Genomic DNA, 12485 nt, shown 5'->3' with positions numbered 1-12485 from the left:
TGCGCGGCCAGGAAAGTCCTCGTGCGCAATTACGACCTCGAATTCCTCAAGAAATTCTCCCTGGTGATCGGCTTCCTCATGCTGGTCACGCTGGGGTTGATCCTCGGTGCGTACTACGTGCACCAGAAGCTGCCGCACGAAGTCCACCCGGCCGCCGCCGCGCAGACGCAGGCGCGCATCGCCCCGATCGGCGCGGTGTATGCCGGCGCCACCGGCGCGGCCCAGCAGGCCGAAGCGGTCAAGGCCGCCGCGCTGGCTGCCACGGCCCAGGTGGCCTACGGCGGCACGACCGACGGCTCGGTGATCTTCAACAACCTGTGCACCGGCTGCCACACTTCCGGTGCCGGCGGGGCGCCGACCCTGACCGCCGCCGGCATGGGCGCTCGCAAGGCCGCCGGGGTGGAGACGCTGTACAAGCACGCCATCGAAGGCTTCACCGGCTCGGCAGGCGTGATGCCGGCCAAGGGCGGCAACCCCGCGCTGACCGACGAGCAGGTCAAGGCCACGGTCGACTGGATGCTGGCCAACATCAAGTAACCACGCAGCGCGTCCGCGCGCGCAGCCGATCACAACGCCGCCTCCGGGCGGCGTTGTCGTTTCCGGCCTGGGAAGCTTCGGCCCGCAAGCCGGTTGTTGCTGCCACGCAAGCCAGCACACTGCGTCCAACCGCAGGCCCGGAGGTTGGGATGGGGGCCGCCGTGCGCTTCGGAGGCAGCGAACTGGCCGGTGTGCATCGGAACCAGACGCCCGGACCGCTTCGCACGGGACCCTACACGGCCAACCCGTATCATTCCCGCATGAACCTGCCCGCGTTCCCCGACGATTCGGCCACGCTGTCGCTGCCCGGCCCCGCCGGCGCACTGGAAGTGGCCGTCGACTACCCCGAGGCGCCCGCGCGCCCCGCGATCGCCATCGTCTGCCATCCGCTCTCCACCGACGGCGGCAGCATGCACAACAAGGTCGTGACGATGACCGCGCGAGCGCTGCGCGAATCGGGCATCACCACCGTCCGCTTCAATTTCCGCGGCGTCGGCGCGTCTGAGGGCAGTTTCGACGAGGGCGAGGGCGAGTCCGAGGACCTGCGCGCCGTCGCCGCCTGGGTGCGCGCGCAGCGACCCGACGCGGCGCTGTGGCTGGCCGGTTTCAGTTTCGGCGCCTATGTCACCATCCGCAACGCCGCGCTGCTGCAGCCGGCGATGCTGATTTCGATCGCGCCGCCGGCCGCCGGCCGCAAGTGGGACTTCAGCACGATCTCGCTGCCCGACTGTCCGTGGCTGGTCGTGCAGGGCGAAGCCGACGAGATCGTCGAGCCGCAGGCGGTCTACGACTGGGTCGAAAAGGTGGCTCAGCAGCGCGAGGCGCCCGAACTGGTGCGCATGCCCGACACGAGCCATTTCTTCCATCGCCGCCTGATCGACCTGCGCGGCGCGGTCAGGAACGGTATCAAGCCCTACCTCCCGCCCGAGTCCATGCCGGCATGAACGACGCCTCGGCCACCCGCCCGTCGCGGCGTTATGCGCAGGGCGTGGCGCAGGGTCGGTGGGAGGAGGATCCGGCGCAGCAGGCGGCGCTGGTCCAGCTCGACCGCATCCACGACGCCCTCGCCGAGCCCGTCCCGCAGGGCTGGCTGAAGTCGCTGCTGGGCCGCACGCCGCCGGCGCCGCAGGGTCTGTACCTGTGGGGCGGCGTGGGTCGCGGCAAGACCTTCCTGATCGACCTGTTCTTCGACGGTCTGCCGCTGCCCGATGTCGGCCTGCCCGGCGCGCCTGCCGACCGTCCCGGCAAGCGCCGGACGCATTTCCACCGTTTCATGCGCGAAGTGCACGCGCGGTTGCGCGCGCATGCAGGCGAGCGCGATCCGCTGGCGCTGATCGCCGCGGAGTGGCAACGGACGCTGCGCGTGCTGGTGCTGGACGAGTTTTTCGTCAACGACATCGGCGACGCGATGCTGCTGGCGCGGCTGCTGGAACGGCTGTTCGCCGGCGGTGTGGTGCTGGTCACCAGCTCCAATACCGCGCCGGTCAATCTGTACAAGGACGGCCTGCAGCGCGAAGCCTTCCTGCCCGCCATCGCCCAGATCCAGGCGCACACGCAGGTGGTGCTGCTCGACAGTCCGCGCGATTACCGCTTGCGCGCGCTGACCCGGTCGCCGGTGTATCGCGCGCCGCTGGACGACCAGTCGGACGCCTGGCTGGCGCAGCGCTGGCAGGAGTTGACCGCCGGCGCCCCGCCCGACCCCGGCGCCACCGCCAGCGGCACGCTGTCGATCGAGGGACGGCAGATCCCGGTCCGCGCCACCGCCGAAGGCCACGCCTGGTTCGACTTTGCCGCGCTGTGCGAAGGGCCGCGCGCCGCGAGCGACTACATCGAGATCGCGACCGAGCACCACACGCTGCTGCTGGGCGGCATTCCGCCGCTGGGCGACCACAACGCCGACCCGGCACGCCGGTTCGTGCACCTGATCGACGAGCTCTACGACCGCCACGTCAACCTGGTCTGCACCGCCGCGGCCCCGCCACCGCAGCTGTACCAGGGCACGCGACTGGGCGCCGCCTTCGAACGCACCGCCTCGCGCCTGATCGAGATGCAGTCGGCCGAGTACCTGGCGCTCGAACACCGCGGCTGAGCTTGGCGGAGGGGATGATCCGGGCAGCGATCTGCGTGCCTGACGGCGCGACGGCGGACGTTTCGCGCGGGACGCCTGCGTTCGGGCGCTGACGGCGGGACCCGACCGCGTAATCGACGGCGCCGGCGCCGTCTCCGTATCCGCAGTGCCGGATGCGCAGCTTCGCTCACGCGCAGACCCAGGCATCGGATGCACAATCCCGCTGCAACGAGCACGCATATGGGCACCACCAACTACAACGTCATCCACGAGCCCGGCAGCGCCCCGATCAAGCTGTGGACGCGCGGCGTCCCGCTGGAGGACGAGGCGCGCCAGCAACTGCAGAACATCGCCAGGCTGCCCTTCATCCACCGCTGGATCGCGGTGATGCCCGACGTGCACCTGGGCAAGGGCGCGACGGTGGGCTCGGTGGTGCCGACCATCGGCGCGATCGTGCCGGCGGCGGTGGGCGTGGATATCGGCTGCGGCATGATCGCCGCGCGCACCTCGCTGGTCGCCAGCGACCTGCCCGACAACCTGGCTGGACTGCGCAGTGCGATCGAGCGCGCGGTGCCGCATGGCCGCACGACGGGCCGCGGCGTGCGCGACAAGGGTGCCTGGGCGAACGCTCCGAGGCGGGCGATCGAAGGCTGGTCGCAGCTTGAGGCCGACTTCAGGCGCATCTGCGAGCGCAATCCGCGTTTGAGGAACACCAACAACCTCAATCACCTGGGGACGCTGGGCACCGGCAACCACTTCGTCGAAGTCTGCCTGGACGAGGAGCAGCGCGTGTGGTTCATGCTGCACTCGGGCTCGCGTGGCGTCGGCAATGCGATCGGCACGCACTTCATCGAGCTGGCCAAGCAGGACATGCGCCGCTGGATGATCAACCTGCCCGACCAGGACTTGGCCTACCTGCCCGAAGGCAGCGAGCATTACGAGGATTACGTGTTCGCGGTGGACTGGGCGCAGCGCTACGCACGCATCAACCGCCAGCTCATGATGCAACAGGTGGTCGAGGCGGCGCGCAGGGTGATCAGCAAGCCGTTCGATGCGCAGGCCGAGGCGGTCAACTGCCACCACAACTACGTCAGCCGCGAGCACCACTTCGGCAAGGACGTCTTCGTGACCCGCAAGGGCGCGGTGAGCGCGCGCAAGGGCGAGCTGGGGATCATTCCCGGCAGCATGGGCGCCAAGAGCTTCATCGTGCGCGGGCTGGGCAACGAGGACAGCTTCCACAGCTGCAGCCACGGCGCCGGCCGCGTGATGAGCCGGACCCAGGCGAAGAAGCTGATCAGCATGGCCGACCATGCCAAGGCCACGGCCCACGTGGAATGCCGCAGGGACGCGGACGTGCTGGACGAGTCGCCGGCCGCGTACAAGCCGATCGAAGCGGTGATGGCCGCGCAGAGCGACCTGGTCGAGATCGTCCACACCCTGCGCCAGGTCGTGTGCGTGAAGGGCTGAGTGCGTCGATCGGCCCTGGCGCCACCCACCGGGCATTCCCGGCGGAACACCGATAGGATCTGCGGGCGTCGATGCCGTCGGCGCGACGCGACCACCAGGGGCACACGCGCGACCGGGAGACGGGATGGCTGACCTTCGCACCGCACGCCACGCCGACATCCCCGCCTTGCAGGGCCTGATCGGCCTGTCCGGGCGGGGATTGAGCGTGGGCTACTACTCGCCTGCGCAAGCCGAAGCGATCACCCGTCACGTGTTCGGTGTCGACACGCAGCTGATCGAGGACGGCACGTACTTCGTGCTGGAACAGGACCAGACCCTGGTCGCCTGCGGCGGCTGGAGCCGGCGACGCACGCTGTTCGGCGGCGACCAGGCCAAGCACGGTCCCGACCCCCTGCTCGATCCGGCGACGGAGGCCGCGCGCATCCGCGCCTTCTTCGTCCACCCGTCGATGGCGCGTCGCGGACTGGGGCGGCAACTGATGGATGCCTGCGTCGCGGCCGCGCGCGCCGAAGGTTTCCGCGCGCTCACCCTGGTCTCGACGCTGCCGGGCGAGCCGCTGTACCTGGCCAGCGGCTTTGCCTGCGTGGAGCGTTTCGAGCTCGACCTGCCCGGCGGCATACGCGTGCCGGTGTCGCGCATGCTCAGGAACTTGTGACCTGGGACGCCACAACGAAACAGCCCGGCGCGAGGCCGGGCTGGTTCTTGGTTGCCGCGCGGACGAGGCTCAGCCCGAAATGGCCAGCCGCTCCTGGTGGTAGCGCCGCACCGCGGCGAACCACAGCACCGCGGCCAGGCCGACGCCCGCCGCCAGGTAGATGCCCTAGGTCTGCATCGGGATGAACTCGCCGCGGATGACCTTGAGCAGCATCTGGTTCTGCGCCAGGAACGGCACGGCGTACTGCCAGGGCTGTTCCTTCAGCGGATTCACCAGCAGGGCGAAGGTCGGGATCATCGGCAGCAGCATCAGCCACATCATGTGGCTCTGGGCTTCCTTCATGCTCTTGGCCGCGGCGGACAGGTAGGTCAGCAGCGAGGTGCCGATGAACAGCATCGGCAACAGCACCAGCAGCATCTTGGCCATCGCCGCGAAACTGACGTCGATCACCAGCCCGCTGGCGAACTGCGCGCTGAGCTTGAAGGCCAGCAGCGTCAGCAGCAGCGAGGCGATCCCCATCGCGCAGGCCGCCGCGATCTTGCCGCTCACGATCGCGCTGCGTGCCGAAGGCGTGGCCAGCAGCGGCTCCAGCGACTGGCGTTCCCGCTCGCCGGCGGTGGCATCCATGATCAGGTAGGCGCCGCCCAGGAACGAGGTGAGGATCAGCAGGTAGGGCAGCAACGCCGCCGCGAGCGCGCCGCGCTTGGCCTCGGCCGAGGCGAGATCGCGGTTGCCGATGCTGAGCGGCCGGGTGATGCCCGGGTCGATGCCGCGCGCCAGCAGGCGCAGGGTGCCGACCTGGTCGCGGTACTGCTCCAGCGCGAGCTGCAGCCGCTTGACGGGGATTTCGGCCGCGTTGCGCGTGCTGTCGGCGACGATGGCCACCTTGGCGGCGCCGCCGGCGCGCCAGGCCTGGCTGTATCCGGCGTCGATCTCCAGCGCGACGTCGACGTCCTGCCGAGCGATCGCGGCATCGAGGTCCTTGGGAGCCGCGATGGCGGTGATGCCGCGGGTGGCGAGGAAGGCGACCAGGTTCGGCGCGTGCGCGGCGCCGACCACGGGCACTTCGAGCACCTTGTCGAGCTGGGTCTTGGCGCGGTTCTCGGCCAGCTTGCCCATGCCCAGCATCAGCACCGGGTAGAGCAGCGGGCCCAGCAGCAGGGCGAGCACCAGGGTGCGGCGATCGCGTGAGATGTCTCGCAGTTCCTTGCGCATCACCGACATCAGCGAATGGAAGAAGCCGGTCTTCATGCGTGCAGGCCCTCCTCGGAGCCGATGGCCTTGACGAAGGCATCTTCCAGGTTGGCTTCGCCGGTCTGTTCGCGCAGCTCCTCGGGGGTTCCGGCCGCGACGACGCGGCCCTTGGCGATGATGACGATGCGGTCACACAGCGCCGCCACCTCCTGCATGATGTGGCTGGAGAAGATCACGCAGCGGCCCTCGGCCTTGAGTTGCTGCAGGAAGCCGCGCATCGCGCGCGTGGTCATCACGTCGAGCCCGTTGGTGGGCTCGTCGAGGATCACGTTCTTCGGGTCGTGCACCAGCGCGCGTGCGATCGCGGTCTTGGTGCGCTGTCCCTGCGAGAAGCCCTCGGTCTGGCGGTCGAGGATGTCGCCCATGTCCAGCGCGCGGCTGAGGATGTCGGTGCGTTTGGCGATGTCGGCGGCGGACATGCCGTGCAGTTCGCCGAAGTAGGCGATGTTCTCGCGCGCGGTCAGGCGCTTGTAGACGCCCCGCGCGTCGGGCAGCACGCCCAGCGCGCGGCGCACGGCTTCGGGTGCGCGGGCCGCGTCGGTGCCATCGACGTCGACGCTGCCGCGATCGGGCGTCATCAGCGTGTAGAGCATGCGCAGCGTGGTGGTCTTGCCGGCGCCGTTGGGGCCGAGCAGGCCGGTGATCTGCCCGTCGTGCGCCTGGAAGCTGACGCCTTCGACGGCGTTGACGGTGCCGGTGCGGGTCTTGAATGACTTATGGAGGTCGTTGGCGGTGATCATTTCATTTGGGCCGTGAGCGTTGACGGGGGAAGCGCGCGAGGCATCGGCCTCACGGCTCCCAGCCGTTGAAGGAGGTGAACGGCGGCACGTAGGTGAGGCTGTCCAGGCACTTGGCGTCCAGCGCCTTCGGCTTGAGGGTCTCGATGAACTGGCCGATCAGCTTGGGCGTGCAGCCCACGGTCATCGCGCCGTGCCCCTGGCCGCGCAGCACCAGGTGGCGGGCGTTGCCCAGGCCCTTGGCCACTTCCTCGCCGTAGACCGGCGGTGTCACCGGGTCGAGCTCACCCGACAGCAGCAGGACCGGGGCCTTGGACTTGAAGGCTTCGAAGGCGCGCGCCGGCGCGTCGCCGCGCGGCCATTTGCCGCAGGCCGCAAAGAACATGCGCGCCATGTCGGGACCGAGCACGGTGCGGGTGTCCTGCGGATCGGGCTTGTAGCGCGGGGCGTCCTCGGCGCAGATCACCGACCACTGCATCCCGCGGTTCATCGTGCCGCCGATCTGTCCGCTCCACAGATGGGCGATGGCCATCATCGGCTCGTAGTTGCCCTGCTCGGCCTGGCTGACCACCAGCGGCAGGATGGCGCTCAGCTGCGGGACATAGGACACGCCATGGACCAGGCCGACGACGGTGTCGGCGGTAAGGGTGTCCCGCTTGGCCTCGTTGCTGGCCGGGTCGCGGAAGTTCACCTCGACGGGCGCCTGCTCGAGCCGCTGCTTGAGCGCATCCAGGCGCGTGAGCAGGTCGGTGCCGGCGGCACTGGCGAAGCGCTTGCAGGCCGGGACCTTCGCGCATTGCGCATCCTGGCGGACCAGCGATTCCTGCAGCCGGCGGGCGAACTCGCCCCCCACCACCAGCCGGTTCGGGGCGACGCCGTCGAGCACGACGCTGCGCGTGTGCTGCGGATAGGCCATGGCGTACTGCTGCGCCACGCGGGTGCCGTAGGAACCGCCGACCACGTTGACCTGCTGGACGCCGAGCGCCGCGCGCACTTCGTCGAGGTCGGCGATGGCGCGCGCCGTGGTGTACATGCGCGGGTCGGCGCGGCCGGCCATCGAGGCCAGGCACTGCTCGGCGTAGGCCGCCACTTCGGCTTCGCCCGACTCGGGCGCGGGATCGAATTCGAGCGGCTCGCCCTTGGCGTCGCGGCAGTCCAGCGGATTGGACTGTCCGGTGCCACGCTGGTCGATCAGCAGCACGTCGCGCTGCTTGCGCACTTCGCGCAGCGCGATGTCGACCTGGTTGGCGACCTGCGTGGCCGCCTGGCCGGGACCACCGGCCAGGAAGAACACCGGGTCGGTCGTGCCGCCACCGCGGCTGGTCGCCGGCAGCCAGGCGATGTTGAGCGCGATCCGGCGGCCCTGGGGTTTGGCCGGATCTTCGAGCACCTTGTAGGTGGCGCACTGCGCCTCCAGCGTGGGCAGGCCTTGTTCGCCGCCCAGCACGCAGGGCTTGAATTCGATGCGGCCGAACGGCCGGACGCTGGTATCGGCGCGCTTGCCGGGCGCGGGGGCGGGCTGACAGGCCGTCAGCAGGAGCAGGCCCGCCGCAACGGCGGCGGGCAGGAGGCGGGTTCGCGGGTGCATGTTTCCCTTGTCGATCGCGGCGGATGCGCCGTCAGGATGACAGACGACAGGGACGGGCGGGATGTGACTGAAGGGGGAGGTGACTGGCGGAAGATGAAGCCGAAGGCTTTGCCGTCGCCCCCGATCGGATTCCCGCCGCAGCCGTGGCCTGGCGGGTTTCCGCGGTTTCCTATTCCCGCCCCGCGTGGCCGGATTCGGCCCGCGCGACCGCGGGTGCCCGCCTCACTTGCTCGACACGTACTTCTCGCGCCGGATCTGCGGCACCGGCAGGCCGTAGCCCTTGAGCGACTCGAAGCAGGCGTCGACCATGTTCGGGTTGCCGCACAGGTAGGCGATGTCGTGCGCGGCGTCGGGGGCGAATTCCTCGAGGAACTGCTGCACGTAGCCATGGCGGACGTCGGCATGCGCATGCTCCGATCCGGCAGCCGGCAGTTCGCGCGAGAGGCAGGGCACGAAGCGGAAGTGTTCGGGGTGGCGGTTGGCGAAGGCGCGGAACTCGTCCCCGTAGAGCAGTTCCTCCGGGGTGCGCGCGCCGAACAGCAGCGCCACCTTGACCCCGCGCTGGCGGATCTGGGATTCCAGCTGCGGCAGCATCGCCCGGTACGGGGTGACGCCGGTGCCGGTGCCGATCAGCAGGTAGCGACGGTTGCTGTCGGCGGGCATCAGGCAGAAACGCCCGAACGGACCGCTGGCATCGACGGTGTCGCCCTCGCGCAGGCCCTCGAACAGCGCCGTGGCCGCGCCGCCGGCGACGTAGCTCACCGCGATCTCCACGCCCTCGCCCGGCGCCAGCGCGTGGTCGTGGATGGTGGCCAGCGAATAGCTGCGCTTGGTCGCGGTGCCGTCGGCGTAGTGGAAGTGGACCTGGATGAACTGGCCGGGGACGAAGTCCAGCGGCTGGTCGTCGCCGCGCACGAACACGTAGTGGCCGACGGTGGGCGCCAGCATGCGGCGCGAAACGAGCTTGAGCGGAAAATGCTGGATGGCCATCGGAAGTTGCCTGGTTCTGGAACGTGCGCTAGTCGCGGCGGACGCAACGCTGTGTGGCCCGGAGGGCAGCACGCGGCCGCCTATACTACCGGTCTTCCCTGCGCGGCTCCCGGCAGGGCGTCCCGCTTCGCCTCACCCCCTCCCCGGCCCCGAGCTTGAATTCCCGCATGAACGACTCCGTCCCGGCCCCCGCTGTTCCCGCCCTGTCGGTCCGCGACCTGCGCAAGACCTACGCGGGCGGCGCCGGCAAGGGTGGCGTGGAAGCGCTCAAGGGGGTGTCGCTCGACGTGGCGCCCGGCGACTTCTTTGCCCTGCTCGGTCCCAACGGCGCCGGCAAGTCGACCCTCATCGGCATCGTCAGCTCGCTGGTGAACCTCAGCGGTGGCAGCGTCTCGATCTTCGGCACCGACCTGGGCCGGAATCGCAGCGATGCGATGCGGATGATCGGGCTGGTGCCGCAGGAACTGAACTTCAACATGTTCGAGAAGCCGCTCGACATCCTGGTCAACTACGCCGGCTTCTTCGGCGTGCCCCGCGCCGAGGCCCTGGTGCGCGCCGAGGAGGAACTGCGCCGCGCCTTCCTGTGGGAAAAGGCGACCAGCATGAGCCGCACGCTGTCGGGCGGCATGAAGCGACGGCTGATGATCGCCCGCGCGATGATGACCCGGCCGCGCCTGCTGATCCTGGACGAGCCCACGGCCGGCGTGGACATCGAGATCCGTCGCGGCATGTGGAAGACGCTCAAGGAGATCAACGCCGCCGGCACCACCATCATCCTGACCACGCATTACCTGGAAGAAGCCGAGAGCCTGTGCCGCAACCTGGCCATCATCGACAAGGGCCGGATCGTGGAGCAGGGCCCGATGAAGGCGCTGCTGGCCAAGCTCGACGTGGAAGGCTTCCTGTTCGACATCGACGGCCAGCTCCCCGCGACGCTGCCGCAGATCCCGGGCGCGACCCTGCTCGCCCAGGATGACCACACCCTCGACGTGGAGATGCCGCGCGCCATGGACCTCAACCGGGTCTTCGCCGCGCTGGGCGACAACGGCATCCGCGTGCGCTCGATGCGCACCAAGAGCAACCGGCTGGAGGAGCTGTTCGTGAGATTGACCAGCGAGAATGTCGACAAGGGGCCGTCCGGCAACGGCACGCCCGCGCAGCCGGAGCCGGTGGCATGAGCGCCGTGCCCCTCGCCCACGCGGAAATGAGCACCACCCAGCGCAACCTCACCGCCTACGCCACGATCGTGCGCCGCGAGGTGACCCGCATCCTGCGCATCTGGGGGCAGACGCTGGTGCCGCCGGCGATCACGATGACGCTGTACTTCCTGATCTTCGGCGGCCTGATCGGCCGCCAGATCGGCGCCATGGACAACATCCGCTACATGGATTTCATCGTCCCCGGCCTGGTGATGATGAGCGTGATCACCAACAGCTACGGCAACATCTCCTCGTCGTTCTTCGGCGCCAAGTTCGGCCGCCACGTCGAGGAGCTGCTGGTCAGCCCGATGCCGACCTGGGTGATCCTGGGCGGCTACGTCACCGGCGCGGTGGTGCGCGGGATGATGGTGGGCGCCATCGTGCTGGCGATCTCGATGCTGTTCACCCGGGTGAGCATGCCCCACCCCTTCATCACCTTCACCACGGTGCTGCTGGGCGCGACCATCTTTTCGCTGGCCGGCTTCGTCAACGCCGTGTACGCGAAGAAGTTCGACGACATCGCGATCGTGCCGACCTTCATCCTGACCCCGCTGACCTACCTGGGCGGCGTGTTCTATTCGGTGAAGCTGCTGCCGCCGTGGGCCGAGGCGGCTACCCACCTCAACCCGGTGTTCTACATGGTCAACGCGTTCCGCTACGGCCTGCTGGGCGTCAGCGACGTGCCGGTGTGGACCGCCTACACCTTGATGTTGGGCTTCGTCGCGGCGCTGGCCGCGGCCGGCCTGTGGCTGCTCAAGCGCGGCATCGGCCTGCGCAGCTGACGGCACCAGTGCGAGCGCAGCTCCCGCGCTTTCGTTGATGCTCGCTCGCCCCGCCGCGCCGGGGCGGGCTGCGACTCCGTCGCGTTGATGCGGCGCCGCGGATGCGCAGTTGAAGGTCGCGCGCGACGCATGTGGCCGGCACGCGCGCGGCGGCGAGGCAGTCGCCCGTGCGCCGCACCAGGCTCGTCGTGTCCGCCGGATTTGATGCCGGCCCGCCCAGGCCTCAAACTGACCGGGCGGGTGCGCCGGGGGCGCGCGCCCATCACAGGGGAAAATACATGCATCTGAAGTGGATCCTCCTCGGCCTGCTGGCCGTGGCGGCGGGCGCTCATGCCCAGGACACCGGGCCTTCACCGGACGAGCAGTCGAAGGCCGAACAGGCCGCGCGCGCCATGGTGGCGGATTTCAGCTGGAAGGACGGCGAAGTGGCGGTCGACACCGCCAAGGCCCGGCTCCGGCTGGACGAGAATTTCCGTTACCTGGCCGCAGCCGATGCGCGCAAGGTGCTCGAGAACCTGTGGGGCAATCCGCCGGATGACTCGGTGCTGGGCCTGATCGTGCCCAAGGGCCGCGGCGTGCTCGACGACGCCGGCTGGGCCGTGGTGGTGACCTACTCCGACGAAGGCCATGTCTCCGACGAGGACGCGGCCAAGATCGACTACGACGAAATGCTCGCCGACATGAAGGCCGAGGACGAGGAGATCAACCAGGCACGCAAGGAGGCCGGCTACGGCACCTTGAACCTGGTGGGCTGGGCAGAAGCGCCGCACTACGACACCGTCAGCAAGAAGCTCTACTGGGCGAAGGAGCTGAAGTCGGAAGGCGCCGAGCAGAACACGCTCAACTACGACATCCGCGTGCTCGGCCGTGAGGGCTACCTGAGCCTCAACGCGGTCTCGCGCATGAACGAGCTGGGCGAGGTCAAGACCGGCATGCAGAAGCTGCTGCCGATGGTGGAGTTCGACAGCGGCGCGCGTTACGCGGACTTCAACGATTCCACCGACAAGGTGGCCGCGTACGGACTGGCGGCGCTGGTCGGCGGCGGCCTGGCCGCCAAGTCCGGCCTGCTGGCCAAGCTGGGCGTGCTGCTGCTGGGCCTGAAGAAGCTGCTGATTCCGCTGCTGCTGGTGGTGGGTGCGTTCTTCAAGCGCATCGTCGGCGTGTTCCGCGGCAAGCGCGGCGACGACGCGCAGGCCTGAACCGGGCGC

Annotated in this window: 11 protein-coding genes and 1 pseudogene; 8 read left to right on the top strand and 4 right to left on the bottom strand. The window is 69.3% G+C overall.

What is annotated here, in order from left to right; translation table 11 throughout:
* The first annotated feature begins 21 nt into the window (after positions 1 to 21).
* From I8J32_RS04800 to I8J32_RS04780, 5 genes are all read left to right on the top strand, one after another.
* On the top strand, positions 22 to 537 hold the full coding sequence (locus I8J32_RS04800) for a c-type cytochrome (protein ID WP_200614761.1): 516 nt from the start codon (positions 22 to 24) through the stop codon (positions 535 to 537).
* Positions 538 to 797: 260 nt separating this feature from the next.
* Positions 798 to 1481: an alpha/beta hydrolase gene (locus tag I8J32_RS04795; protein WP_200614762.1), complete on the top strand. Its 684-nt coding sequence runs from the start codon at positions 798 to 800 to the stop codon at positions 1479 to 1481.
* On the top strand, positions 1478 to 2626 hold the full coding sequence (gene zapE, locus I8J32_RS04790; RefSeq protein ID WP_200614763.1) for a cell division protein ZapE: 1149 nt from the start codon (positions 1478 to 1480) through the stop codon (positions 2624 to 2626). Before I8J32_RS04795 ends, zapE begins: the two co-directional genes overlap by 4 nt.
* A gap of 219 nt (positions 2627 to 2845) precedes the next feature.
* Positions 2846 to 4072 (top strand): RtcB family protein, encoded by a 1227-nt coding sequence (locus tag I8J32_RS04785; protein WP_200614764.1) that lies wholly within the window; start codon positions 2846 to 2848, stop codon positions 4070 to 4072.
* 124 nt (positions 4073 to 4196) lie between these two features.
* Positions 4197 to 4727 carry a GNAT family N-acetyltransferase gene (locus tag I8J32_RS04780; protein WP_200614765.1) on the top strand — a complete coding sequence of 177 codons (531 nt, stop codon included), beginning with the start codon at positions 4197 to 4199 and terminating at the stop codon, positions 4725 to 4727.
* A 69-nt stretch (positions 4728 to 4796) separates the two neighbouring features.
* On the opposite strand, the pseudogene I8J32_RS04775 reads toward I8J32_RS04780, so the two are convergent.
* The 4 genes and pseudogenes from I8J32_RS04775 to I8J32_RS04760 all read right to left on the bottom strand — a co-directional run bounded on the left by I8J32_RS04775 (position 4797) and on the right by I8J32_RS04760 (position 9296).
* Positions 4797 to 5978: pseudogene (locus tag I8J32_RS04775) on the bottom strand (ABC transporter permease).
* Entirely contained in the window at positions 5975 to 6721 is a 747-nt protein-coding gene (locus I8J32_RS04770) for an ABC transporter ATP-binding protein (RefSeq protein ID WP_200614766.1), read from the bottom strand. The pseudogene I8J32_RS04775 and the gene I8J32_RS04770 overlap by 4 nt, the downstream one beginning before the upstream one ends.
* 49 nt (positions 6722 to 6770) lie before the next feature.
* Entirely contained in the window at positions 6771 to 8306 is a 1536-nt protein-coding gene (locus I8J32_RS04765; protein WP_200614767.1) for an alpha/beta hydrolase, read from the bottom strand.
* A 222-nt stretch (positions 8307 to 8528) separates the two neighbouring features.
* Positions 8529 to 9296, bottom strand: coding sequence for a ferredoxin--NADP reductase (locus tag I8J32_RS04760; protein ID WP_200614768.1), 768 nt, complete (start codon positions 9294 to 9296; stop codon positions 8529 to 8531).
* Positions 9297 to 9463: 167 nt separating this feature from the next.
* Here I8J32_RS04760 and I8J32_RS04755 point away from each other — a divergent pair, with 167 nt between their 5' ends.
* From I8J32_RS04755 to I8J32_RS04745, 3 genes are all read left to right on the top strand, one after another.
* The gene (locus tag I8J32_RS04755; protein ID WP_200614770.1) at positions 9464 to 10474 is read left to right on the top strand and encodes an ABC transporter ATP-binding protein; all 1011 of its coding nucleotides are present in this window, start codon (positions 9464 to 9466) and stop codon (positions 10472 to 10474) included.
* Positions 10471 to 11277, top strand: coding sequence for an ABC transporter permease (locus I8J32_RS04750; RefSeq protein WP_200614771.1), 807 nt, complete (start codon positions 10471 to 10473; stop codon positions 11275 to 11277). The genes I8J32_RS04755 and I8J32_RS04750 overlap by 4 nt, the downstream gene beginning before the upstream one ends.
* Before the next feature lie 278 nt (positions 11278 to 11555).
* Positions 11556 to 12476, top strand: coding sequence for a DUF2167 domain-containing protein (locus I8J32_RS04745; protein ID WP_200614773.1), 921 nt, complete (start codon positions 11556 to 11558; stop codon positions 12474 to 12476).
* The last annotated feature ends 9 nt before the right edge of the window (positions 12477 to 12485 follow it).

Origin of the sequence: Lysobacter solisilvae (assembly GCF_016613535.2) — a bacterium.
GTDB lineage: Bacteria > Pseudomonadota > Gammaproteobacteria > Xanthomonadales > Xanthomonadaceae > Agrilutibacter > Agrilutibacter solisilvae.
Note: the sequence above shows the minus strand (reverse complement) of the source record. Positions and strands in the feature narration are given on the sequence as shown.